General features: G+C 62.5%; 26 protein-coding genes. 13 read left to right on the top strand and 13 right to left on the bottom strand.

Annotated features, from left to right (window positions below; all coding sequences use genetic code 11):
* Positions 1-32: 32 nt before the first annotated feature.
* The 4 genes from NDI54_RS17900 to NDI54_RS17885 are packed head-to-tail and all read left to right on the top strand — an operon-like array spanning position 33 to position 959.
* On the top strand, positions 33-299 hold the full coding sequence (locus NDI54_RS17900; protein WP_310897802.1) for a hypothetical protein: 267 nt from the start codon (positions 33-35) through the stop codon (positions 297-299).
* Positions 296-439 carry a hypothetical protein gene (locus NDI54_RS17895; protein WP_004591875.1) on the top strand — a complete coding sequence of 48 codons (144 nt, stop codon included), beginning with the start codon at positions 296-298 and terminating at the stop codon, positions 437-439. The genes NDI54_RS17900 and NDI54_RS17895 overlap by 4 nt, the downstream gene beginning before the upstream one ends.
* Positions 436-780, top strand: a complete 345-nt coding sequence (locus NDI54_RS17890) for a hypothetical protein (protein WP_310897801.1) — start codon at positions 436-438, stop codon at positions 778-780. Before NDI54_RS17895 ends, NDI54_RS17890 begins: the two co-directional genes overlap by 4 nt.
* A gap of 44 nt (positions 781-824) precedes the next feature.
* Entirely contained in the window at positions 825-959 is a 135-nt protein-coding gene (locus NDI54_RS17885) for a hypothetical protein (RefSeq protein ID WP_310897800.1), read from the top strand.
* A 49-nt stretch (positions 960-1,008) separates the two neighbouring features.
* On the opposite strand, the gene NDI54_RS17880 is transcribed toward NDI54_RS17885, so the two are convergent.
* Positions 1,009-2,226 (bottom strand): DUF7405 family protein, encoded by a 1,218-nt coding sequence (locus tag NDI54_RS17880; RefSeq protein WP_310897799.1) that lies wholly within the window; start codon positions 2,224-2,226, stop codon positions 1,009-1,011.
* 97 nt (positions 2,227-2,323) lie between these two features.
* Here NDI54_RS17880 and NDI54_RS17875 point away from each other — a divergent pair, with 97 nt between their 5' ends.
* The 3 genes from NDI54_RS17875 to NDI54_RS17865 are packed head-to-tail and all read left to right on the top strand — an operon-like array spanning position 2,324 to position 2,974.
* A complete protein-coding gene (locus NDI54_RS17875) occupies positions 2,324-2,473 on the top strand; it encodes a hypothetical protein (protein WP_310897798.1) in 150 nt (49 codons plus the stop codon).
* Positions 2,473-2,748 carry a hypothetical protein gene (locus NDI54_RS17870; protein ID WP_310897797.1) on the top strand — a complete coding sequence of 92 codons (276 nt, stop codon included), beginning with the start codon at positions 2,473-2,475 and terminating at the stop codon, positions 2,746-2,748. Before NDI54_RS17875 ends, NDI54_RS17870 begins: the two co-directional genes overlap by 1 nt.
* Positions 2,741-2,974 carry a hypothetical protein gene (locus NDI54_RS17865; RefSeq protein WP_310897796.1) on the top strand — a complete coding sequence of 78 codons (234 nt, stop codon included), beginning with the start codon at positions 2,741-2,743 and terminating at the stop codon, positions 2,972-2,974. The genes NDI54_RS17870 and NDI54_RS17865 overlap by 8 nt, the downstream gene beginning before the upstream one ends.
* Before the next feature lie 8 nt (positions 2,975-2,982).
* Here the strand turns inward: NDI54_RS17865 and NDI54_RS17860 are convergent, their stop codons facing one another.
* Complete coding sequence (locus tag NDI54_RS17860) at positions 2,983-3,609, bottom strand: TorD/DmsD family molecular chaperone (protein ID WP_310897795.1); 627 nt, start codon at positions 3,607-3,609, stop codon at positions 2,983-2,985.
* Complete coding sequence (locus NDI54_RS17855; RefSeq protein ID WP_310897794.1) at positions 3,606-5,741, bottom strand: 4Fe-4S dicluster domain-containing protein; 2,136 nt, start codon at positions 5,739-5,741, stop codon at positions 3,606-3,608. The genes NDI54_RS17860 and NDI54_RS17855 overlap by 4 nt, the downstream gene beginning before the upstream one ends.
* A gap of 234 nt (positions 5,742-5,975) precedes the next feature.
* Here NDI54_RS17855 and NDI54_RS17850 point away from each other — a divergent pair, with 234 nt between their 5' ends.
* From NDI54_RS17850 to NDI54_RS17835, 4 genes are read left to right on the top strand one after another with little or no spacing between them, the layout of a single operon-like run.
* The gene (locus NDI54_RS17850; protein WP_310897793.1) at positions 5,976-9,377 is read left to right on the top strand and encodes a formate dehydrogenase subunit alpha; all 3,402 of its coding nucleotides are present in this window, start codon (positions 5,976-5,978) and stop codon (positions 9,375-9,377) included.
* 11 nt (positions 9,378-9,388) lie between these two features.
* Positions 9,389-10,051 (top strand): 4Fe-4S dicluster domain-containing protein, encoded by a 663-nt coding sequence (locus NDI54_RS17845; protein ID WP_310897792.1) that lies wholly within the window; start codon positions 9,389-9,391, stop codon positions 10,049-10,051.
* Complete coding sequence (locus NDI54_RS17840; protein WP_310897791.1) at positions 10,048-10,458, top strand: hypothetical protein; 411 nt, start codon at positions 10,048-10,050, stop codon at positions 10,456-10,458. The genes NDI54_RS17845 and NDI54_RS17840 overlap by 4 nt, the downstream gene beginning before the upstream one ends.
* Complete coding sequence (locus tag NDI54_RS17835; protein WP_310897790.1) at positions 10,455-11,498, top strand: cytochrome b/b6 domain-containing protein; 1,044 nt, start codon at positions 10,455-10,457, stop codon at positions 11,496-11,498. Before NDI54_RS17840 ends, NDI54_RS17835 begins: the two co-directional genes overlap by 4 nt.
* A gap of 30 nt (positions 11,499-11,528) precedes the next feature.
* On the opposite strand, the gene NDI54_RS17830 is transcribed toward NDI54_RS17835, so the two are convergent.
* Positions 11,529-11,927, bottom strand: coding sequence for a hypothetical protein (locus tag NDI54_RS17830; RefSeq protein ID WP_137684263.1), 399 nt, complete (start codon positions 11,925-11,927; stop codon positions 11,529-11,531).
* A gap of 90 nt (positions 11,928-12,017) precedes the next feature.
* On the opposite strand from NDI54_RS17830, the gene NDI54_RS17825 reads away from it, so the two are divergent.
* Complete coding sequence (locus NDI54_RS17825) at positions 12,018-12,194, top strand: hypothetical protein (protein ID WP_310897789.1); 177 nt, start codon at positions 12,018-12,020, stop codon at positions 12,192-12,194.
* A 660-nt stretch (positions 12,195-12,854) separates the two neighbouring features.
* Here the strand turns inward: NDI54_RS17825 and NDI54_RS17820 are convergent.
* Both NDI54_RS17820 and NDI54_RS17815 read right to left on the bottom strand, forming a co-directional pair.
* Complete coding sequence (locus tag NDI54_RS17820; RefSeq protein ID WP_310897788.1) at positions 12,855-13,619, bottom strand: IclR family transcriptional regulator; 765 nt, start codon at positions 13,617-13,619, stop codon at positions 12,855-12,857.
* 420 nt (positions 13,620-14,039) lie between these two features.
* A complete protein-coding gene (locus tag NDI54_RS17815) occupies positions 14,040-15,083 on the bottom strand; it encodes a zinc-dependent alcohol dehydrogenase (RefSeq protein WP_406600202.1) in 1,044 nt (347 codons plus the stop codon).
* Between the two features lie 91 nt (positions 15,084-15,174).
* Between NDI54_RS17815 and NDI54_RS17810 the strand changes: the two genes are divergently transcribed.
* Positions 15,175-15,948 carry an SDR family NAD(P)-dependent oxidoreductase gene (locus NDI54_RS17810; RefSeq protein WP_310897786.1) on the top strand — a complete coding sequence of 258 codons (774 nt, stop codon included), beginning with the start codon at positions 15,175-15,177 and terminating at the stop codon, positions 15,946-15,948.
* Between the two features lie 42 nt (positions 15,949-15,990).
* On the opposite strand, the gene NDI54_RS17805 is transcribed toward NDI54_RS17810, so the two are convergent.
* From NDI54_RS17805 to NDI54_RS17775, 7 genes are all read right to left on the bottom strand, one after another.
* A complete protein-coding gene (locus NDI54_RS17805; RefSeq protein ID WP_310897785.1) occupies positions 15,991-17,145 on the bottom strand; it encodes an ABC transporter ATP-binding protein in 1,155 nt (384 codons plus the stop codon).
* The gene (locus NDI54_RS17800; RefSeq protein ID WP_310897784.1) at positions 17,138-18,286 is read right to left on the bottom strand and encodes an ABC transporter ATP-binding protein; all 1,149 of its coding nucleotides are present in this window, start codon (positions 18,284-18,286) and stop codon (positions 17,138-17,140) included. Before NDI54_RS17800 ends, NDI54_RS17805 begins: the two co-directional genes overlap by 8 nt.
* 2 nt (positions 18,287-18,288) lie before the next feature.
* A complete protein-coding gene (locus tag NDI54_RS17795; RefSeq protein ID WP_310897783.1) occupies positions 18,289-19,218 on the bottom strand; it encodes a carbohydrate ABC transporter permease in 930 nt (309 codons plus the stop codon).
* Between the two features lie 2 nt (positions 19,219-19,220).
* A complete protein-coding gene (locus NDI54_RS17790; RefSeq protein ID WP_310897782.1) occupies positions 19,221-20,177 on the bottom strand; it encodes a carbohydrate ABC transporter permease in 957 nt (318 codons plus the stop codon).
* Between the two features lie 47 nt (positions 20,178-20,224).
* Positions 20,225-21,598, bottom strand: coding sequence for an ABC transporter substrate-binding protein (locus tag NDI54_RS17785; protein WP_310897781.1), 1,374 nt, complete (start codon positions 21,596-21,598; stop codon positions 20,225-20,227).
* Between the two features lie 268 nt (positions 21,599-21,866).
* Positions 21,867-23,099, bottom strand: coding sequence for a mandelate racemase/muconate lactonizing enzyme family protein (locus NDI54_RS17780; RefSeq protein WP_310897780.1), 1,233 nt, complete (start codon positions 23,097-23,099; stop codon positions 21,867-21,869).
* 127 nt (positions 23,100-23,226) lie between these two features.
* Positions 23,227-24,090, bottom strand: a complete 864-nt coding sequence (locus NDI54_RS17775; RefSeq protein WP_310897779.1) for a fumarylacetoacetate hydrolase family protein — start codon at positions 24,088-24,090, stop codon at positions 23,227-23,229.
* Positions 24,091-24,512 lie beyond the last annotated feature (422 nt).

Below are 24,512 nucleotides of genomic sequence, written 5' to 3'. Positions count from 1 at the left end.
CGCTTGATAGTCATTGTTGTACACGAACGACAATGACACTCCGAACCGCAGTCCACCAGTCGAAGATACTCACGTTCGTGGTACTGGGGGCCTTCGTCTGGCTGTTACTGACACTGTTCGAAGTACTGTCGACGATCGAGTTCGGTACCGGAACAGCGTCGTTCGTCGGCCAGAACGCGCTGGGCGGTCTCGCCGGCATCGCCGTGTTGGCCATCGTCCTCGGGACGCTCGTGGTCCTGTACGCCGAGATTACGGAAGCGGATCCGGCACCCCAGTCCTGGCCCCCATCCGACGAATGACATACTACAGTTGCGAGGAATGCGGCCAGATGATCGACCTCTCGGCGTTCGAGGGGCAGCCGCGCCGACAGAACTGTCCGGTGTGTGAGGAAACGACGCTGTGGACGCCCGAGTTCGAAGGCGAGGGGGTGTCGTTTTGACGCTCGCCTTCGAGGTCAGCGACCGCCTGTACGAGGCGGCCCAGGAGTGGGCCGACCGGCGGTTAGAGGACATCGACGCGGCGATGGAGACCAAAGTCGAGCAGGCGCTGCTGGAGATCGAACACCTCGTCTCCCAGTCCCACGACGTTAAGTTCGAGGTCGACGGCCGCGAAATCCGGTACGACCCGACCGAGGAACTGGCCGCGTTGCTCCGTCGGCAGGCCGAGGAGAGTGGCATCGACGAGAGCGCGGTCCTGAAGATGCACGTCGATCTCTACGCCAACGCGTTCCTCGACGAGGTCACGGACGAACAGAAACCGCCGGGGACGCCGTCGGAGTGACGGCACCAAAGCTTAAGCCGAAACCACACGATAGTTGATTCACAATGGCACATGAAGACAGTCACTGGAACCCAAAGGGCGCGACAGAGATGTTCAACGGCTTCGAAGTCTGGGACCACGGCGTCTGGCCGGGTGACGTGAACCAGAACGACACGACAGCGGACGACGACGAAGAGTAAGCGCACAGTCTGTTTCTGCGGACCGAACTCCCGATTTGGCGAGCGTCCGCTACGTGCTCGGGAACGCCCGTCTGTCACGCGGCGGGACGTAAAAGTTCGCCCGCGAAACGACCTCGATAAACTCCAGTAGGCCGTTGTTCTGCCGGTCGCGCAACTCCTCGTGTTCCTCGCGGAGCCACCAGCCGTTCATCGCGTCGCGGGTCGCCTCGAAGTCCCCGAGGTTTGCCTGCAGCGAGAGGAAGTGGATCCCGGCCTGGCCGCCGTCAATCGTGTTGAAATCCCGGCGGAGGATGATCGGCTCCCCGTCCTTGCGGGCGCGGGCGACCTTCTCCCAGTGGCCGACCTGCCCGTCTTCGCTGGCGTGTTCTCGGACCATGTCAGCGAAGGGGAGGTCACCCCTATCAATGTCTTCCGGGGAGAACTCTGCCGAGAACATCCGCTGGACGCGCTCGGACTGGGCGAGCTCCCACCAGTTGTCGAAGGCCTCGTTGATTCGCGAGAGGTGCATCGTCGTCCCGCCGGCGTAGGGACCGTCAGAGATCGTGATGCGGTCCTCGCTGGCTTGGCTCCCCGACCGGCCCGAAAAGAACCCAGAGAACATCGGGGCCGATTCGGGGATGGTCGAGGGGACGCCCTCGGCGTCGGCGTGGGCCGCCGGCAGTCCCTCGCCGATGAACCCCCCGCGGCGGTCGGCGACCGAGAACACGTCCCCGAGTCGGCCTTGCACGTCCGCGCCCGCAAGCGTCGGCCGCGTGTCGAACATCGCGGATTCGGCGGCCGCGAGCTGGGAGGGCACGTCGCTGGCGAGGACAAGCATCGCGTCGAAGGCCTGCAGGTCGGGGTCGTCCGTCCGGGAGAGGACCCGCGGGCTGCGTATCGGTGACGCGTCGAGCGAGCCGTGGGCGTCGAAGTAGCTCGTCCCCCAGCCAAGTATGTGCAGGAGCCCGTCGCTGTTGAACTCGTAGGCGTCTTCGAGCGTTCGCATCGCCAGTTCGACCGTCTCCGCGGCCGAATCCGAGGGCGAAACGTCGAGGTCGAGCATGAACAGCCGGAAGTGACGCGGCAGCAGTTCGTTGCCGTCGCCGTCACGTCGGAGGCGGTCGTTCCAGGCGTGCTGGCGGATCGGGAGGTCGTCGGCCCGTGGGTTCGGGTCGAGGTTCCCGGTCGGCGACTCCGCTTGCTTGGCCAGCAGGGATGAACAGCCGCTGAGGCCGGCTGCTCCAGTGAACGCGGAGAGTCGAAGCAGCAGCCCGCGTCGCGATTTCATGGTATGTTGTGACAAGGGTAGGGCCACGCGGGGAAAAACTTTGTCTCAGGAGAACAGGTCACAACGGTTTTTTACTTGTCAGTCCGTACCACGTCCCATGCTAAATATCGTCATGCATACGGAATCGGGGCTCGACCTCCCGTTTCCGCCCGACACGGGCGCAGCGGTCCTCGGTGTCGGGATCGTGGTCCTCGTCGTCATCACGTACGACATCTACCAGCAACACTGGGCCGGGGAGGGGAGCTGATGGCGACCGAACAGACGACCTCCCGACTCGATGCCGCGACGGTGCTCGGGTACGTCCGGGCGCTAGTCTACACACTCGTCACGCTCCTGGCGCTGTGCCTGCTCGTCGTCGGCACAATCGGTCTCATCGCTGAACTCAAGGGGAGCTGGCACTGGGAGATCCATCTCCAATCGACTATCAGCTACATCGGCCTGTTCGTGAGCCGCCTGCTGCTCGTCCTCGTCCCACTGTTCGTTGTCCTCGTCGTCGGTCGGCGGGTGGTCACAGATGCGTGAGCGACTGCGCGCGAATCCCTTCGGCGTCGTCGCCGCGGCGTCGGTGACGCTCCTCTGCGTGCTGGTCGCGGGCGCGGGAGCCGTCGCAGTCATCGCACGGTCGGTCAACTCCTGGCAGTCGCTCTTTCTCATGGAGCAGACGATGGCGGTCCTGCTGCCGGCGGTGAAAGTGCTGATGGTCGTCGGCCTCCTCGCCTGCATGGGACTCGTGCTCCGCATCCGGTAACCGTCCGGCTACCCGATCTGAGCGACGATTTCGTCCTCGAACCGGACCAACCCCTCACAGACGAGCGCCGCCGCCAGGAACAGCCCGTCGTCGGCCTCCTCGCGCATCTCGTCGGTGAAGTCGACGACCCACTCGCTGAGGTGTTGCTCGATGAACACGCGCTCGTAGCCGACGGTCTCCTCGTCACCGGCGCGCTGGCGTTCGATGAGATAGCGCAGGAACGCCAGTTCGACGGCGATGAAATCCTCCTCTTCGGGGTATTCTTCCGGCGGTGCCCACCCCGCCGCCGCGTAGCTGGCCTCGACTTCGGCGAGCCCCTCGCCGATGAACTCCGTGTCCTCGCGGTAGTTCGTCTCGTGGGGCAACACCGGCGGTCGCGGGCCGACGAGCAGGTTCGTGTACTCCCGTTCGAGGTCGACCTGCACGTCCGAGACCGGCCGGTCGGCGTTGTCGTCGATCCACGCCGCAAGCATCTCGAAGCCCTCGTCAAGCTGGTCGTTGATCGAGTCCTCCGGCAGTTGGATATCACCACTCAATAGCCGCTCGACGAACGCCTCCTCGGGCACGTCCCAGAACACGTCGATGACGAAATCCACGAGTTCCAGGCGGGCCTCGTAGACGGCCGCGTCGTTCATCGCTTCTCCCCCTGATCGAACAGCAGACGACTCCGGCAGTCGCTACAGTACTCGAAGACGCTGTGGTCGGCGTCGGGGGCCAGCCCCTCGACCTGGTCGCCGACCTCCTCCTCGATCTTGTCGGCGGAGGCGACGCTGGTGAACGGCTTGCCACAGCGGACGCATTCGAGCATGTCGCCCTCGTGGACGGTCACCCAGGCCTCGCCGTCGCGGTTCTCGGGGAGCAAGGAGAGATCCAGCCCGTCATGCATCGTGATCGCCGTCTCCGGACAGCCTTCCTCACAGAGGCCGCAGTTCACGCAGTCCGCGTGGTTGAACGCCAGTTCGCCCTGGCCGGTCCGCTGGATGGCGTCGGTCGGGCAGAGGTTCGTACAGGTCGGCGTCAGCGTACACGAATCGTTCACGTCCATGACGCCGAAGTCCTTCAGTCCACGAATCACCTCGCGTTCCGGCTCGACGTGTTCCAGAATGGTCCGCACGCTCTCTAAGGTCCAGCCGTGGGAGTCGAAGTCGGGGTTGGGGCGGGGCTCCTCGCGGTCAGTGTCGCTGCGGCCCGTCGCCTCGTAGTCGCCGGCCGGAATCGGCGTTTCTTCCAGCCCGAACTCGACGAAGCCCGAGAGCGATTCGACGAACGCCTCGGGGTTGCCGGCCTCCGGCGCGAAAAAGCCCACCCGGTCGCCCAGGCCCAGGTCGGTCGTCGCCTGATTGAGGCGGTCGACGAGGTCCTGCTTGGGGTCCGGGCCGGAGTGGAGACAGGAGCCGCCACAGCCGACGATGGCGACGCCGTCCGCGCCGGCCGCCAGCGCGTGCATGACGTGGGCCTCGCCGACCGTGTCCGTGCAGTTGACCTGAACCGGGAGAATCGGCGGGTAGTCGAGGTCGCCCGACCGGACGGCTTTGCGCCCGTGAGCGCGGAGCCGTTCCGCCGCGTACTCCGAACAGACGAACGCAATGACCTGCGTGTCGATACCTGCGCTGTCGCCACGTGAGAGCAAACCCTCATCCGCGTCGTCTTCCAGCATCGCCTCGACTTCGCGCGCGAGCCGTCGGTTCGAGGATTCACGGAGCTGTGTCGCGCCCGTTGGACAGGCACTCGTACAGGCCCCGCAGTTCTCGCAGGCCGCCTCGTCGAACTCGACGGAGTCGATGGTCGGCCGGTCGACCGCGCCGTGGGGACAGGCGTCCACGCAGGCCGTACACCCCTCCTGGCTCGACGCACCGGCGGCACAGACATCCATGTCGAGGTCGAGGAACTGCGGCTTCTCGATGCCGCCCAGTTGCGATTCGACGGCGGCGATGGTCCCGGCGTCGACTGGTCCGGTGTAAAATCCGAGCCGGCCGCCGCGGGCGTCGTCGCGGCCGCCGGGATAGATGACCTGGTCGACCTCGACGGTACGGGTGACTCCCTTCAGGTCGATGGCGTCGGTTGGACACGTGTCGGTCCACTCGCCGTCGGGCGCGTCGGGGTGAATGTCGACGGGGAACTCCGTCACCATCCCGTCTGGCCCTTCTCGAACACAGTCCATGCAGTCGATGCAGTCGTCGGTGACCCGGGCCTCCAGGGTGAGTTCGTACTCGCCGTAGGACCCGTCGATGTCGACGACTCGTCCCCGTTCCATCCGCACGTCGCCCAGCCCCTCTACGTCGGCGAAGTCCCGGCCGTCGGCGATGAACGTCACGTCGGCGTCGTCGGTCAGCGACCGGGCCGCGCCGGGGTCGCCCACGACGGCAACACGGTTGCCCGCGTCTTTCGACACCGTCCGCGACGGCGCTTCCTCGCGCAGGCCGGCCTCCTTGGCGTTGATGAGGCGGGCCGTCTTGTCGGTGGCCGCCGCCTCGTCGTGGACCCAGGCGTTGGTTTCCCGGTGGTCGACAAACACCGACGCCTCGGGATGCAGGTCGTGTTCGTCGGCGAGCCCGCGGATGCGGTCCTGACAGGACGGCTCGGGCGTCGTGGCGATGACCTGATCGAGGTCGTACTCCTCGATGACCTTCGACATCCCGGCCAGGCCGTCCTGACAGAGGAGTTCGGAACTGGCCACGACATCGACCTCGTCGACCCCGTCCCGAACTGCTTCGAGGTCGATGTCACACGATCCACCACAGGAACACACGAAGGCGCCCGTGTTCATTAATCATGCAAAACCCTGTCCCGGTTATAGACCTTGCGGAGGGTTCACACATCTATTCCTGAATATAACCCCCAAAATTTTGGCACGACAAAAAATTCCTGGATCTCTTATGGTAAAATATACCATCTTTTATCATGTATGACCCTGAATGTGAGGTAGGCCTAGACAGACAATGACAGACCAAACTGCGTGGCCACTGTGGACAGCATCGGTAATGGATGGGCACCATTCACCATGAGTACACAACAGGACCCAGTCTCACTGGACCTTGATCGGCGCTCGTTTATGAAAGCGAGCGCCCTCGCGGGGGGCGTCGCCCTTGGCGTCAGCGGGGCCGGTCAGGCACTCCAGGAGAGCGGCGACGAAACGGACGGCACAGACACGGACACTGAACTGACCAAGACGATCTGTAACTACTGTTCAGTCGGCTGTGGCTTCCGTGGCGAGAAGGAGGGCAACTCCTTCGTCGGCATGGAGCCGTGGCATGAACACCCAATAAATGCAGGGTCGCTGTGTTCAAAGGGGGCCGGTATCTACGAGACGGAACACTCCGAGAAGCGCCTCAAACACCCGATGATACAGGAGGACGGGGAGTGGCGCAAGATGGGGTGGAACGAGGCTTACGACCGCCTGTCGACCGATATCCAGGCGCTGTGGCCCGACTCCGACGTATCGCCGAACGAGGCCGTCGACGTTGACGCGGAGCACAGCCGCGAGAGCGTGATGTTGCTCGGCAGCGCCCACCACTCCAACGAGGAGGCCTACGCCATCCGAAAGCTGGCGGGGTTCATGGGCACGAACAACATCGACCACCAGGCCCGGATTTGCCACTCCACGACGGTGACGGGGCTGGCAAACACCTGGGGATACGGCGCGATGACGAACACCGTTCAGGACTACCGGAACTTCGACCTGAACATCATCATCGGGCAGAACCCGGCCGAGGCACACCCGATTGCGATGCAGCACATCCTCGAAGGCCAGAAACGCGGCGGGACCATCCTCAATCTGGACCCGCGGTTCACGAAAACATCGGCCCACGCCGACGAGTTCATGCGGTTCCGTCCGGGGACCGACGTGGCCCTGATGATGGGTATCATCAAAGAGCTCCGCGACAAGCACGGGCTCGCGATGGACCCCGACGCGGACGACAGCGGGCAGAACATGCTCACCGACCGCGTCCAGGGCTGGGAGGATGTCGACGCCGAACTGGACGAATACGACAAGGAAACCGTCGAGGAGATAACCTGGGTGTCCGCCGAGGACATCGAGCGCATCGCCGATATGATCGACGAGGCCCGGCCCCACATCCAGATCGAGTGGGCGATGGGCGGGACCCAGCACAACAACGGGACCCAGAACATCCGTTCGTACGCGATGGCGAGTCTCGCCTCCGGGAGCGCGGCCCGGAGCGGCGGCGGCTTACAGGTCATGCGCGGCCACGCGAACGTTCAGGGAGCGACCGACCTCGCCGTCGCAAGCCACATCCTGCCGGGCTACTACGGCCTCACGGCCGGCGGGTGGTCGTGGTGGGCCGAAATCTGGGACAAGACACCGGAGACCAGCGGCTCCACGTCGTTCGCCGACATGTACGACAAGTTCGAGCTGATGCCGCCGGACAAGTACGTCCGCCAGAGCCCGAACTACGAGGGGAGCGAGGACATCGACTCGCTGCCGCCAAACAGCGACCACGGCCCGGAGAACCCGGCGGAGAACTCGATGATGTTCCAGAACGGGCTGACGGTGGCCCGCTGGTTCGAGTCGGCCCTCGATCAGGAAGACCGGTATCAGGAGACGCCGATCTACCAGCCCGACCAGACGAAGATCGCCGTCTTCTGGGGCCACTCGGCGAACTCCATCAGCGAGATGGAGCAGATGAAAGAGGGGATGGAGAACCTCGACCTGCTGGTGGTCATCGACGTGTTCCCCTCGGTCGCCAGTGTGCTGCCAAACTACGAGGAGGGGCCGCCAGTGTTGCTGTTGCCAGCATCCAGTCAGTACGAACACCACCGCTCGCTGACCAACACGAACCGGTCGGTGCAGTGGTCCGAACCGGTCCGCTCGCCGGCCCACAACTCCAAGCCGGACCTCCAGATCATGCAGGAACTGGCCGGCTATCTGGGCTTTGGCGAACACTTCGACTGGGGCGCTGGCTCGGAGCTGTACAACGGCAAGTCGAGCTACGAGGGCGTCGTCCGGGAGTTCAACCTCGGGACCAACACAATCGGCTACCGACAGACCCCCGAACGGCTCCAGCAACACCTGGAGTACGACTGGGCGTTCTCCAACGAGGATCTCAAGGGGGCCGAAGGGACGCCTGTCGCGGGCGAGTACTGGATGCTCCCCTGGCCCTGCTGGGGCGAGGACCATCCGGGTACGCCCATCATCTGGAACGACGACTTGGATCCCAACAACGGGGGGCAGGACTTCCGGACCCGTTGGGGCGTCTCGGCACCCACCCCGGAAGACTGGGACGAGATGCCGACCGACGACGACTACCCCATGCAGGAGACCCTGGACGCTGTCGGCGACCGCTACGAGAGCCAGGAGGAGGCCCTGGACCTGACGCGTGCGCCGTACAACCCCGACTGGGCCGACGACGACGACACGGCCGAGGACGGCATGATCCACGGCATCCCGGAGTATCCGGGCTGGAAGGTGACACCGCCACAGAGCCTCATCGACCCCGAACAGGAGGTCCAGCCGGACGAACTCACCATCCCGCAGCAGTACGCGCTCGATAATCAGGAATCGGTGTACACCGCCGCACAGGCATTGAACAATCCTGATACCGGGAGCGCGGTGTTCGACGAGTACCTGACGACGATGATCGGCGAGGGGGTCGACCCCGAGTTCTACGAGGAGTACGACTACAGCCAGCCCGACGCACCGACCGGGCGCGGCCGGGCGCGAGCCGTCGTCTGGAGCTTCCTCGACAAGGTGCCGGTCCACCGCGAACCCATCGAGGGGCCGGATACGGAACTGCTGAACGAGTGGCCGGCCAACGGCCAGCAGCGGAACTTCTACCGGCTCGACCAGAACAACCTCGAAGAGCAACGGCAGGCGACGGACATCATCCACAACCAGGACGAGGGGCCGGACCTGGATACGATAATGACCAGCGGGCGGCAGGTCGAGCATCAGGGCGGCGGAGCGGAGACGCGGAACAACATCCACACCGCCGACCTGCAACCGCACATGTACGCGGAGATCTCACCGACCCGGGCGGAGGAACTCGGCGTTGACGGCGGCGACCTCATCGTCATCTCCTCGACGGACCGCGGCTCCGTGCTTGTCAAGGCACGGGTCACGGACCGGCCCAACGACCGCGAAGTGTTCCTCCCGTACCACTGGGGCGGCGTGTTCAAAGGCGAGAGCCTGGAGGACAGCTATCCCGACGGCCACGTGCCGTACGCCATCGGGGACTCGGCCAACGCCATCACGTCCCGCGGGTACGACGTAGAGACCCAGATGCAGGAGACGAAGGTGTCGATGGTCGCGGTCAACCCGGCGACGCCGGAGGTACTAGAGCAGTACAACATCGACGTGGATCTCGATATCACGTTCCCGCAGGACGAACAGGACATTGGGACACAGAAGGACTTCGATGTCCGCGACAACTCGACGGTACAATGAGGTGAACTAGCATGTCAACAGGCAACGAAGTGATGCACGACGGCGTGATGAGTACCGGCGAGGACGCGCGGATCTTCCCGGATGTCGAAGCGTGCATCGACTGTGGTGGTTGTGTCGTCTCCTGTAAACGAACGTGGGACGTTCCACGCGACGAACAGCGAATCAGCATCGCGACGATGCTCGAAGGCCAGGAAGCCGCGTCCGGGCTCAACGCCAGCAGCGGCAAAGCGATAGAGCAGGGTGAGTCACCCGGTGAGACCGCGGTGCCGATGCAGTGTTATCACTGCTCGAACGCGCCGTGTGTGTCGGTGTGTCCGACCGACTCGCTCATCTCGAAGGAGAACGGCTTCGTGCGGGTCCGTGACGACCTCTGTATCGGCTGTCAGTACTGCCTCTCGGCGTGTCCCTTCGGCGCGCCGCAGTTCCCGAGCGAGGACGAAGGGGTCGCCAACCTGGTCGGTAGCGGTGGCAACATGGACAAGTGTACCATGTGCGAGGAACGCCAGGATGTCGGCAAGGGACCGGCCTGTGCCGAGGAGTGTGCCACCGATGCTATCCTGGTCGGGACGCCCGCCCAAATCTCGGACGAACTGGACAACAGGGACAGCGGCACGTTCTTCAACGACGTGGCCATGGACATCATCTTTGGCGAGGACGCCAGTGAGTTCCAATGACAGACAGGGACGACTTACCGGACGTAAACGGGTACAGTCGCGTCTCGGTGCTCATCAGCGCGGTCGTTGGCCTCGTGGTCGCAGGGCTGTCGCTGTTCTGGGCACAGGGCTTTCGAATCGGTTACGAGTCGCTGTACCGTGTCAACCCGAGCGTCGAAGGCGGCGGCATCGGCGCGGACTGGGTGTTCGGCAACACGATCCCCGCACTGGATTTCCTCATCGCGCTCATCCACGCGGCCGACGTGATCATGGGCGCGTTCATTCTCGTGATGGTGTTCATCCACTGGGCGGCGTTCCAGCGCCTCGCCGGCCAGATGCGTGATCCGGGCGAGGATGTCAGCGAAGCCGTCGCGGCCGACGGCGGGTCGCCGGCCGGCGGCGACGGACAGGGGGGTGATAGCGCATGAGCAACTTAGACCACGGGAAGTTCACCCGCGTGACGACCCTGTTCCACTCGCTGCTGGGACTGGACGTGTTCCTGCTGTTTTTCACCGGCTACGCCATCATGTTCAACGACGAACTGTGGTGGATGCTGACGCTGATGGGCGGGGCCTCGGGTGTGACGGCGATCCACCGCATCACCGGCATCGGGCTGGTCGCGCTGGTCGTCTTCTGGGTCACTCTGCAGGTGATCTCCTCGACCGGTCGGAGCAACTTCTCGGAGATCCTCCCCGCGAAAGCCGACATCGACGCGTTCATCCAGGATATCCAGTTCGTGCTGGGCCGGGCCGATGAGCGCCACCCGAGCGCGCGGCAGTTCGCCGGCTACAAGGCCGACGAAGTGCCGCTGCTGTCCTACATCGGCAAGGGCGTCGTGGCGATCTTCTCCATCGAGCTGACCCTGCTTGCGATCTCGGGGCTGCTCATCTGGAGCAAGACCGGGCTCGCCGCGATGTTCCAGACCAAGGCCGCTGCGATGGCCTTCGTCACGTTCCACGGCCTGCTGGGCGTCATCATGCTGATGGGGGTCATGTTCCACATCTTCGAGCACGGGATGCACCCCGCCTTCTACCCCGTCGAGACGAAGGCGTTCATCCCCCGCAGCATGGTGCCGGAACACCACGGCGACGACGACGAGGAGCCAGATACGACGGGTATCGAACGGCTCTCGCTGTCGCCGTCGTGGCGGACCGTCTCGACCATCTTCGGCGCGATGACCGTCATCGGCATCGTCTCAGTGCTCATCGGGAGCATCTTCGACGAGGGGTATCCGGTGCCGCGTGAGCTCGCAATCGGTGGCGGGCCATCGAGCATCCTGCTGACCGTCGGCATCAACCTGGGGATGGTCGTGCTGGGCGTCGGTCTCGTGCTGTCGATGTACGGGAACGTCCTGCGCATCCGCTGGGAACAGCAGTTAGAGGAAGACCGGGAACCGACGGCGGCGGCCGACGGGGGCGAACCCCAGACTGACGGCGGCCAGCCCGAATCGGACGACGCCGAGAACTGAACCGACTGAACGCCGTTTTTTGCCGTGTGACTACGCGATCAGTGCCTGTCCTTCCGGTGATAGCTCGACATCGACATCCTGCCGGGTCTGCTCCTGAATCTGGTTCAGGTTCCGCGTCAACACCTTGAGGATGTCTTTGGGCTCCGGGTAGACGAGCATGTTACCGTCGCCGTCCTCCATGACAAGCTGCGTATCCGAAAGGGCGACCTGATCGCCCTGAATGCTGGCGACGATAACGTCCAGTGCCTCCGCACCGCCGGGATCGCCCTCCTCGACTCTGGTGATATAGAGCGCGTCGAGTCCAATGAGGTCCTTGTACTCGCGGACCTGTTCGGCACAGGCGACCATATCCTGTGTCACGGCAGTCTTCTCGGCGTTGCCGTGATCCCCCTCATAGCAGTGTTTACAGATTCGCAGTTCGAGGCGCATGCCCCTGACTATGAGACAGGGTCACATTACCGTTGTGGCGCGAATCCTCCGACCACTAACGTTTACTGTCGGGCTGTGTAATGATATACCATGGCATCAGCACTGAACGCGGTGTACCTAGGGCTGGTCGTACTGGTGGGTATCGTCGGCACGCTGTTCGTCGCGAGTATCAGGTCCGCCGACGTGCGGTCCCGGTGGCTCGAACTGTCATCGGTCGGCGTCGTGGTCCTGTTCCTGCTGGCTCTCGGCGTCCAGTTCCTCGCGTAACCGGTGCCCACATCGCTGCTATCTGTTGCGAACAACTGTATCGACCCGTAGCTATCGTCGACTCCTGAATCCTTCGGCGGTACGGACGCATCTCGCAATCAATTATCCTGAAATAGACTCTAAATACTAGTTTATCGTCTTAGATACGGTAGAAGTAGATCTATATTTCCATCAATGCTCTTCTCTCTAGGCTTTGCATATCCACTCACTGGGTTATGCTGTCTTTTCTGCGTTCCTGCCGGTGCGACACATTATTTTCGGCATCGATAGATCCAACTATCGATATTATACTGGTTCCCAGTGAATCAAACAACCGTACAATCGTTATTCTGAATGAACTCCCGTTGAAATCGTTGGACAATCAGGGGAACGACGCCTCAAGAACAGCAAAACGGCGCTAGATCACGTTCATCAATAATGAACGTCTGATCTGGGGCCGAGTTAGCGTTGACCCCTTCAATTACGCACAGTTTACACGGCAGGTAGCGTCGAATCACATCGATACGGTCATGCGAATACAGTTACCGTGAAATTACGCGCTAACACCGAACACCCCCAGTAGCAGTACACACCCAATTCACGGCCGCTACTGTCGCAAAGCCGAGAACTCGACTGTATGCCACAAGACCGCAACAATGTTCAGCAATTCTGAACGCGCTGTTACGAATAGGTGACGTTCAGCTCGATGACGTTTGCGACTTCCAGAACTTTCTGCGGGAGTTCCTCGCGGAAGCGGTCGCCGCGGAACCGGTTCGTCGGCCCCGAAACGCTGATCGCGCCGATAACCTCGTTGTCGTGGTTAAGCACCGGTGCAGCGACACAGCGGAGGCCTTCAAGGCGCTCCTCGTCGTCGAAGGCGACACCTCGCTCACGAACGTCGGCCAGTTCCGCTTCCAGTTCCTCGCGGGTACTGATCGACTTGCTGGCCTCGCCGCCGAGTCCGTGCCGGTCGATGATGGCGTCGACCTGTTCGGTCGACATGTGCGCGAGGACCGTCTTTCCCAGCGCTGTCGTGTGGAGGGGGACGCGGGTGCCAACGTGGGCCTTGACCTGCACCGCCTTGTCACCGCGGGCCCGATACAGGTACGACCCGCGCCCGTGCTCCTCAACGAGGATGTTTGCGAGTTCGCCGGTCTCTGACGCCAGCCTGTCGACCTCCGGCTTCGCGATTTTGAACAGTTTCTCCCGGTGACGAGCATATGCCCCCAGTTCCAGAAACTGGAGTCCCACCTCGTACACCCCGTCCCTGTTGACAATGTACTCTTCCTGTTCCAGCGTACTCAGATAGTTGTGAACCGTACTTTTCGGAATATCGAGGTGCTGGGCCAACTCGGTGACACCGGCACCGTCGAGGTCTTTCAGCGCGTCCAGCACCTTGAACGTCGTTTCGACCGACTTGACTGGGTTCTGGGCGGTCTTTGCCATACCCCGACATGGCACGCCCTCCTATTAAACAGTTGTTCAATCATCTGGGACAGACCAGTGGCTTCCTCGCCGAAAATATATTGCTAGATTCTGTTCTATATACTTCTTCGCGCGATGCAGCAGTGACCAGCCTGGATTCTTGGGGCTTCGACACTCACTGCTGTGGGCGCATGATCCCAAACAGTGCCATGTCAGCGTATGACCTGTGTTCAGATATAGTGAACAAGATTGCCCCCATTCGGAACAAAATCGGGTGGCTGGTGTCGTGGATGAGACTCAACTGACCGGAAATCCAGTCCTCCGGGCCGAACGCTACGACTGCAAAGCACTGTTTGGACAGTCAGGCCCCAAACAACTATTCCACAATGTGGAACGTGTAGTCCGTGGTTTATCCTCCCCGCACTGCCAGGGATACCGGTTTCACTCCCAGACTTGCGACACGTCGAACACCGGCTTGCAGGTCTCACCGCCGATGAACGACTCGAACGCTTCGTCGGCGTCTTCGAGGGAGAATCGGTCGTCAATGAACGTCTCACAGTCCACGTCGCCGCTGTCGATGAGCCTGAGTGCGCGCTCGAAGTCCTCGTACATCGACGCGTAGGAACACTGCAGGTCGATCTCGGAACGGACCAGCGGTGAGTACTCCATCGTCGTCTCGCCGGTCTGGCCGACGAGGACGATCTGCCCGCCCTTCCGGACCGCGTCGACGGCCGAGGGCAGCCCCGACGGATGGCCGGTCGTGTCGAAGACCACGTCGTAGCCGATGCCGTCCGTCTGTTCGTCACGGCGGGCCTCGAAGTCGTCTTCGGCGACGTTGATCGTCTCGAAGCCCAGGTCCTCGGCCAGCGGCAGCCGATAGTTGGCGTCCGGGCCGACGCCCGACACCGTCACTGTGCCGCCCTGTGCGGCGGCGATCTGTGCGGTCAGCTGTCCGATTGGACCGGGACCCTCGACCAGCACGCGGTCGCCGGGAGAGACCCGGGAGTTCTCGATGACCGCCCGCGCGCCGATGCTCGTCGGCTCCACGACGGCGGCGTGTTGCTGTGGGACAGAATCCGGGACCGGATGCAGCGCCCGCTCAGGCACCGTGATGAACTGTTTGTACGCGCCGTCATGGTCGACGCCGGTGATCACCGCATCCTGGCAGACGTTCGCCGACCCGATCTCGCACTGGTAGCAGTCGCCACAGCCCCGGATCGGGCGCTCGACGACACGGTCGCCGACAGCGAACTTTGTGACGTTGTCACCGGTCTCGATGACACGGCCGGCGTACTCGTGGCCGATGACCGTCGGGAGCTCCATGCGCTCGAAGGCGGACTCGAACTCGTAGATCCCCGCATCACTGCCACACAGCCCGGCGTAGTCGATCTCGACGAGTGCCTCGTCGGCGGCCGGCTCCGGCCGGCTTCGGTCGATGAACTCCATTGCGCCGCTGGTACGACTAACTTTAGCTAATCCCCGCATATGCGGAGAGTCGTCACCGGTCCGTATAATTCTATGGGATTTCGCCGCACGATCCCAAAAGCGTAATGTGGGCGAGCGTCGAGGTTCGGGTATGGTTGCCTACGAACACACGCCGGTAACAGTTAGTGACAAACGGGCCATCGTCGTCGGTGGGACGAGCGGGATCGGGCAGGCTATCGCGCTGGGCTTTGCCGCCGAGGGCGCGGACGTGATCGCCACGAGCCGGAGCGAGGACGCAGTCAACGAGACCGCCGACGCTATCGAGGAACGCGGCGGGAACACCGCCCGCGTCACCTGTGACGTGACGGACGCCGACTCGCTTGAACGGCTCCGCGAAACGGCCGTCGACGCGTTCGGCGGCATAGACATCGTGGTCGCCTCGCAGGGCGCTATCTCCCGTGAGCGGATCCTCGACATCAGCGACGATGACTGGGACTTCGTCACCGACGTGGCCCTCGACGGCGTCCGCCGCGTCACGCAGGAACTGGCCCCCGCGATGGACGAGGACGGCTCGATCATCAACATCTCATCGATGGCTGCTCGCCTGTCGATGGCCGACCTGCCGGCCTACGCTGCGGCCAAGGGCGGCGTCGAGTCGTTCACTCGCGCCTCTGCGAAGGAGTTAGCACCGGGTATCCGCGCCAACGCCATCGCGCCCGGCTTCGTCATCACACCACAGAACAAGGAGACCTACGCCGAAGGAACCGAAAAACGGGCGAAGATCGACGAGCGAGCGCTGGCCGGCCGCGTCGCCGAACGCGAGGAGATCGTCGGGGCCGCGGTGTTCCTGGGCAGCGACGCCTCATCGTACGTAACCGGCGAAGTGCTGACCGTCGACGGCGGCTTCGCTGACAGCGCGCTGTAAGCCCGCAGTACTGTTTTCACCGGTAGAATCGAGTACCCGACCTCAGAGCCGAAGCGTTTCTTCGGTGAGATCGAGCTGTCGGTTGTGCAGCGACATGCCGGTGCTCCCGTCGAAGAAGTGGACTGCATCCGCCGGAATTCTGATCGTCGCGGTACTGTCCTCGGTTACGTTCCGGAGGCCCTCGGTCACGGCGACGAGGTTGTCGGACATGTCGTCAGTCCCCGGACGCGAGAGGTGGACGACGTTCTGGTCGCCCATCGGCTCGACGACGGTCACGTGCATCTCGTACTCGTGTGTCGGGTCGTCGCCGATATCCGCGTCGTCGAGGAGCTCGATTTCCTCCGGTCGGATACCGAGGACCAGTTCTGCGGTCCCGGAAACGGCGTCGTCGATCTCACGACCCAACTGGTACTCGAACAGTTCGCTGACGAACGTCCCGTCGCTGTACTCCCCGTGGAGGAAGTTCATCGACGGCTCGCCGATGAAGCCCGCCACGAACATGTTGTTCGGGTCGTGGTACAGCTCCAGGGGCTCGCCGACCTGCTGAAGCTCGCCCTGGTCCATGACGGCGATGCGGTCGCTCATCGTCATCGCCTCCGTCTGGTCGTGGGTGACGTATATCGTCGTCACGCCGAGCTGGCGCTGGAGCTGCTGGAGTTCGGTCCGCATCTCCGCCCGGAGCTTCGCATCCAGGTTCGACAGCGGCTCGTCCATCAGGAACAGCTCGGGGTCCCGGACGATAGCCCGTCCGAGCGCGATCCGCTGTTGTTGGCCGCCCGAGAGTTCGCCCGGTTTGCGGTCCAGCAGGTCGTCGATGCCCATCATCGACGCCACCTCCTCGACGCGCTCCGCGATTTCGGCATCCGGCAGGTCGGTGGACTCTTCGAGCCCGAAAGACATGTTCCCGCGGGCCGTCAGGTGCGGGTACAGCGCGTAGGACTGGAACACCATCGCGATGTCGCGGTCCTGTGTGTCCAAGTCGTTGATGACGGTCCCACCGAGACTGATTTCGCCTTCGGTGATGGTTTCGAGGCCGGCGATCATCCGCAGCGTCGTCGACTTGCCACAGCCCGATGGGCCGACAAGCACCAGGAACTCCTCGTCCTTGATGTCGACGGAGATGTCGTCGACGGCGACGATCTCCTCGTCATCGTCCTGGTACACCTTCGTCACGTGGTCGAGGGACAGCTCAGACATTGTGTACCTCCACTTCAGATTCGAGACGGCGGTTGTGTAACGCTTCGCCGGTGGCCGCATCGAAGACGTGGGCGGTGTCAGGGTCGACCGAGACGATCACGTCGGTCCCCGAATCGACGACAGTCGTGCCGGCGGTGAGAGCTTGTATCGCTTCGGACTCCGAGGCGTCCTCTGGGTGCCGCAGGTGGACGACGTTTCGGTCGCCGTGGGGTTCGACCACGGAGACGGTCATCCGGAACTCGTGATCCGCGAGGCCACTCGACCCACCTTCGGGGAGCCGCTTCAGATCGACATCCTCCGGCCTGACACCGAGCACCACGTCGCTGGTGTCGCCGAGGTCGTCGCGGATCCCGCTGTCGAAGGGGTACTCGAAGAACTCGCTGGTGAACGTCCCGTTCTGGTGTCGGCCCTCGACGAAGTTCATGGACGGCTCGCCGATGAAGCCGGCGACAAAGCGGTTCTCCGGGGCATGATACAGCTCCAGGGGCTCGCCGACCTGCTGGAGTTTCCCCTTGTTCAGCACGGCGATGCGGTCGCTCATGGTCATCGCCTCCGTCTGATTGTGCGTGACGTACACCGTCGTCACGTCGAAGCGGTTCTGTAGCTGCTGGAGTTCGGTCCGCATCTGGGCGCGCAGTTCCGCGTCCAGGTTCGACAGGGGTTCGTCCATCAGGAACACCTCGGGGTCTCGAACGATAGCCCGCCCCAGCGCCACGCGCTGTTGCTGGCCCCCGGAGAGTTCGCCCGGGTTCCGGTCGAGCATCGACGAGATGCCGAGCAGGTCCGCGATCTCCTCGACGCGGGCGTCGCGTTCCTCGGCCGTGTATCCCGATTCTTCCTCCAGGCCGAACCGGATGTTCTCCCGGACAGTCATGTGGGGGTACAGCGCGTAGTCCTGGAACACCATCGCGATGTCCCGGTTCTGTGGCACCCGGTAGTTCATGTGCTCGCCCCCGATGTAGATACTTCCCTCAGTCGGGGATTCCAGGCCGGCGATACACCGTAGCGTCGTCGACTTGCCACAGCCCGACGGCCCGACCAGCACCAGGAACTCGCTGTCGGGGATGTCGAGGGAGAGATCCTCGACTGCCGTCGTGTCGCCGAACCGTTTCGTCATGTGTGAGATTTCAATTCGTCCCATTGTTATGCATCAGTCTTCAGTCCTTCAGCGAACTGTTCTGCGAACGCGACGTAGATGATAAGCGTCGGCAGCGCCGCGAGGAACGCCGCCGACATCCGGATGCCGAAGTCGACACCGGAGGTCGATGCCCCGACGGCCGGGAGAATCAGCGTCACGACGGCTTCGGGCGTGTCCGACCCGGTGATAAGCGTAAACGCGAAGAGGAATTCGTTGTAGATCTGGGTGAACTGGTAGATGAACACCACACCGAACATCGGCTTCGAGATCGGCAGGATGATCCGGCGGTAGATCTTCGTGATCGACGCGCCGTCGATCTTCGCCGCTTCCACGTACGACGACGGGAGGCCCTGGTAGTACGACCGAAAGAGGATCGTACAGATCGGGATCCCGTACGCGATATGGGTGATCATAAGCGGCACGAGGTTCGCGTGATAGCCCTGCAAAAACGGGAGCGCAATGAACAGCGGCTCCACCATCGACGCGAGCGGGAAAATGTTGTTCCAGAACCGTGCCAGCGGGACCAGCACTGCCTGGTACGGCAGGAAGATCCCGATGAGGAACAACACGAGTACGCCCAACTGTCCGCGCCAGTCGACCATCGTGAGGCCGTAGGCGGCCATGCTGCCGAAGAGGACGCTCCCAATCGTCGCCGGGATCGCCATGAACAGGGAGTTGAAGAACGCGCCCGAAAGCGCGTTCAGCGCAAACGTCATGTTATCGAGCGTGAATCCCTCGCCCAGTGGCGGCATGAGCGGGATCGTCTCGGCGACGGCGCGGTTCGTCTTGAACGCCGTCATGATGCCCGTCTCAAGCGGTGCGAGGAAGAACCCGATAAACAGGATGACCAGAACGTACTGGCTGATGCGGTAGAGGCTGTAGTCCTCAACGAGCGATGCCACGTCGAACGTCTGGTCCGAGGATGAACTGGCCATTGTTAGAGGCTCCCCTGTCTGTACTGGTAGTAGAGATACGGTGCGATGACCCCCAGCGCCAGGAGCAGGAGATAGGTGGCGATGGCGGCCGAGTACGCCCACTTCCCGAGCTTGAACGCCTGGCGCACCATCAGCGTCGCCAGGATGTCAGTGCCGTTGGGCGGCCGGTAGCGGCCGGTCAGGGCATACAGGAAGGTGAACGCCTTCAGGGCGAACACCATCAACACGACGGCCGCGCTGACCGACGCCTCCTTCATCTGTGGGATGATGATCCGAATGTACGTCTTGAGCGTGCTCGCGCCGTCGACGTGTGCCGCCTCGAACTGGTCGTCGGGCAGGGATCGGAGTCCGGCCAGATAGACGACCATCGTGTAGCCGCTGAACTGCCAGATGAGGGCGAATATCACGGACCCAAGGGCGATAGACGGATTCCCGATCCAGTCTACCGGACCGATGCCGATAGCTCTCGTGATGATGTTCATCACCCCGAAGTCGTAGTTGTACATCCAGAGCCACACCTGGGCTGTGATGACGAACGACAGCGCCATCGGCAGCAGGTAGATCGTCTGGACCGTGTTGTTGTACCTGATCCCCTGGTCCAGCAGGATAGCGAGAAACAGTCCCAGCAGGAGACAGATCGTCGTGAAAACGACCAACAACACGAGGTTGTTCTGGGCCGCACTGATGAAGGCGCTGCTCCCCAGCACCTGCGTGTACATCTCGAAATCCAGATTGCCAAGGCTGTAATCCGGCGGCGTCAGCCCGCGGGCGTCTGTCAACGAAATAGCAGTGTTGAAACCGATGCCGCCGTACACGGCAATCCCCATCAGGAGGAACGGGATGCCCCAGAACGGCGACGACCGGACAAGGTCGTTGTTCAAAAAGTACCGGACCTTCGTCTCCCACCCGACTTCTTCGGCCTGCGGTTTCGCCGATTCTGCTTTGTCAGTAGTTGCCATAAATTGGGTTGCTCATGTTGCCAAAATAAGTCGTTCGGTTCGCTACCTCACTCCGAGACGGTGCTCATCAGTGCGTCAGCGGCGGCTTCGACATCGTATGGGCCCATCATGTTCTCACTGATCGCCGTCTTGCACTCGCCCAGTTGCTCTGGCGTCACGGCCAGGCCGTGGGCCAGGGTCGGCGGGTACGCCTCGGAGCTGGTGAGGTCCTCGTAGGTCATCCCGATGAAATCACCCAGCTCGCTGGGGTCGATGTCGGTCCGGAGCGGCACCGAACCCTTGAGGTTGTTGAACGCGATCTGGGCGTCCTTCGTGCCGACGAACTTCTGCCACGCGATGGTTTCTTCCTCGCTGGGGTTGTTCGCCGGTGCGACGATCGCGTCGAGGTGGTATGTGTAGGTGCCTTCGGTGCCGGGGAAGGCAACCCAGTCCCAGTGTTCCTCGAAGTTGAACGAATCGTCGACGCGGAACTGGCCGGCGAGCCAGTTGCCCTGGTGCATACAGGCGACATCGCCGGCAATCATCTTCCCGCCCATGTCGGTGAAACTCGACGTGGAGGCGTCGCTCGTGATGTAGTTCTCTTGGATTTCCTGCACGTATTCCAGTGCGTTCACGACAGCATCCCGGTCGCCGTTGCCCTCGATCCAGTCCGTGTAGGCTTCGACGCCGGCCTCGCTCTGGAGCACCTGGACCCACAGTTGGAGCACGGTCCAGGGAGCGACCATCGCCTGCCCCATCGGTGTGATGTCCGTCTCGGACTGTATCGTGTCCAGCGCGTCCATCAGTGCGTCCATGCCGTCGAGGCTTTCCGGATCAACACCGGCGTCTTCGAACGCCGAGATGTTGTAGAACAGGTTGTTCATCCGGTGTGAGCCAAGCGGGACCGCGGGCATCTGGTCGTTGAACGTACACAGATCGACCGCGCGGCTCTGCATGACATCCTTGTACCCTTCGGCGTCCCAGACATCCGCTTCGAGGTCTTTGAGATTGCCGCGGTACCGTTCGAGGTTGTTGCCCGGCCAGTTGGCGAAGGAACTCATCGGGTTCCCGTTGACCATCCGCCGGAGAATCGTCGCGTTGAGGTTGACGTTCGCGCTGGCTCCGACTGCCTGGAAGTTCGTCTCCATGTCGGGGTATTCCTCCTGGAACACCTCGATGAGCGCGTTGATCGCCGCTTCACCGTCCCCACCGGCCCAGCCGTGGAGGACTTCGAGCGTGTTCGACCACTGGCTGCCACTGCTTCCGTCACTGCTCGTGGAGCCGCCGTCGCCGCCATCACCGCTTGTACTGCCACCGTCGCCGCCACTCCCGTCGCCACCGTCACCAGAACAGCCCGCAACGCCTGCGGCAACGCCAGCACCGAGGGCTGCCATGTACTTCCGCCTGTCCGTGTTCACGTCGGGTCTGTCATTATCAGTCATACACTATCGAACACTGCGGGTGATACAAATAAATCTACCGGATTGTTATACGACAATCATAGTTAATCCTGTAAAATGGTAGACGAGACACGCTCGCCGGTACTAAACGGGTTCTGTATTATTGGGCAATATCCAAGCTAACGGTTAGCATGGTTCGATACGCCACCCACATCAGCCGGAAGGCTGCAATCAAAACGAAAACTCAGCCAACTGGCACGGCGGTTCTGTTCGACCGCTCTGTGCACGATCTCGTTGCGCTGTGAGTCTCTTACTCGTCGAACAGTTCCTGGCCGTCGGCGAGGTGCTCCTCAACGGCGTCGAAGTCCAGCGTTAGGCCCAGGCCGGGCTCCTCGGGGATCGGCATGTACCCGTCTTGGATGAGGTCGTCCTGCTCGACAAGGTCTTCCCACCAGCCCAGCTCGTAGGAGTGGTACTCGACGGCGAGCGCGTTCGGGATGGCTGCGCCGACCTGTGCGGAGGCCATCGTCCCGATAGGCGAGGAGACGTTGTGCATCGCGACCGGGACGTAGAACATGTCCGCGAGGGTGGCGATCTTCGCCGTCTCGCGCATGCCGCCCACCTTCGGGCAGTCGGGTGCGATGATGTCGACGGCCTGGTCGGTGATGAGTTGGCGCTGGCCGTGGGTCCGGTAGACGTTCTCGCCGACGGCGATAGGCGTCCCGGTCGACTGTGTGACTTCGCGCTGCACGTCGTGGTTCTCCGGCGGGACAGGGTCTTCCAGCCACCACACGTCGTACTGTTCGAGTTCGCGCGCCAGGCGCTTCGCGCTCCCGCTCGCGAAGGCCCAGTGACAGTCGAACGCGGCGTCGGCCTTGTCGCCGACGCGCTCGGTGACTCGCTTGACGATCTCGGCCTTGTGTTCGATTTCGGGCTGGCGGAGGTGCCGGTTCGCGCGGTCTTTCTCGTGGCCCGACGGCACGTCAAGGTCGAACTTCAGGGCGTCGTAGCCCAGTTCGTCGACGACGCGCTCGGCTTCGTCGGCACAGGCTTCGGGGTCGGCCTCCTCCTCGGTGTGACAGTCACAGTAGGTCCGGACCTCGTCGCGGTATTTCCCGCCGAGGAGCTGATACGCCGGCACGTCGAGGATCTTCCCGGCCACGTCGTGCAGGGCCAGTTCGATGCCGGAGATGGCGGCGATGTCCTTCCCGGCGACGGAGCCCTCGCCGGACATCTTCTGGACCATGTGCTCGTAGAGCCGGTCGATGTCGAGTGGGTTCTCGCCGACGACGAACGGCTTCAGGCGTTCGATGATCTCCGGGATCGCGCCGCCCCAGTAGGCCTCGCCGTTGCCGGCGACGCCGGCGTCCGTGTATACGCGGACGAGCGTCCACGGGTAGTTCCCGTCAACGATGACTGTCTGAACATCGGTAATCTCCACGTCGCGCCTCTCGCCGCGGGAGTCGGTGAGTCCCATCGTCTCCGCCGAGAGATCGCGCATGGTGTACTCTGCATTCGGGTCTCGTAGATCTGCGTAGCTCATGCAACAGGCTGAAATCCAAGTCCACGATAAAAACAGTTCCGGGTCGAGGCGTGATAACATGTGCCGCAAATACCGAGTCCAGCGGCTCCCAGCGATACTGCGGCCACACCCCCTGGTCGATATCGGCTCAGACGACGGTGACGGAGTTGTTCAGCGTCCCGATGGATTCAATGTCGATTGAGATCTCGTCGCCTTCCTGCAGCGTGAAGTCGTCGTCGGGAACGAGGCAGGTCCCGGTAAGCAGCACCGACAGTTCGGGGACTGCGTTGTGCGCGTTGTAGTACGAGACCAGTTCCTCGCAGGTCCGTTTCATTTCGCCGGTGTTGGTCTCCCCGCGGTAGACACACTCGCCGTCGCGGTGAATCGACATCGAGAGCGACAGCGAATGCGGGTCTTCGATGTCGGTGACGACAGTGGGTCCGACCGAGCAACAGCGGTCGTACACCTTGGCCTGGGGGAGGTACAGCGGGTTCTCCCCCTCGATAGAGCGACTGCTCATGTCGTTGCCGATAGTGTAGCCGACGATTTCCCCCTCGTAGAGGACGATGCCGAGTTCGGGCTCGGGTACGTCCCAGTCCGAGTCGGCGCGGATACCGACATCCTCGTCGGGACCGACGGTACGGTTCGGTGTGGACTTGAAGAAAATCTCCGGTCGCTCCGCGTCGTGGACGTACAGATACATCTCCGGCGTGTCGCTTTCCTCCTTCCGGGCCTCCTCGCTGATCTGGTACGTGACGCCAGCGGCCCAGACTTCGTCCGCCGTGACTGGGTTGATGGCGTCCGCGTCGAGTTGCTGCTCTGGAATCGTTTCGGCGGCGTCAAGGTGGCGTGTGCTGATTGTATCCGGTGAGGTATCCGAAATCGAAGCCGCCTTGAGGAGGTCGCGGAACGTCCGGAGCTGGGGTTTGGCGCTGGTCAAATCGTACGCCCCGTCGTCGGTCTCGACTGCTAACCGCTGTGAGTTCCCGTCGCGTAGCTGGTAATACCTCATACGGAGTAGCAAACTGCAATACTATATGAATCTTGTGCTGCCGGCGCCATATCTCCCACCGACAGGCCCGGATAGCGGAGAAAACCGCTCAGCCCTCAGAAACCTTTCGGGCCTTCAGTACACGAGGACACAGACGAAAGCACGCGATGGACACCGCTGACCATTGGGCCGGTGCATCGTTCCCCCAGCCGAATCACCGTTCATAATTGCTGAACAGCTTGAATGACAGACGTACAGACGTTATTCTGGGATTCTCCCGATCAGGTGGGAAGAAATGTCGATATTGTCCCCAGAAACCGCTTCTACAGCATGGTGGGCCCGCAGTACTGGTATACTATCCTGTGACCATTGTCAGAATCTGTTCCACATTGCTGAATTAACTTTCCGTACTGTTGACTACCCTCCTCACACATGGGAATGGC

The sequence above is a fragment of the Haloarcula terrestris genome (genome assembly GCF_031624315.1).
Classification (GTDB): Archaea; Halobacteriota; Halobacteria; order Halobacteriales; family Haloarculaceae; genus Haloarcula; species Haloarcula terrestris.
This window is presented reverse-complemented; position numbering and strand designations above follow the sequence as displayed.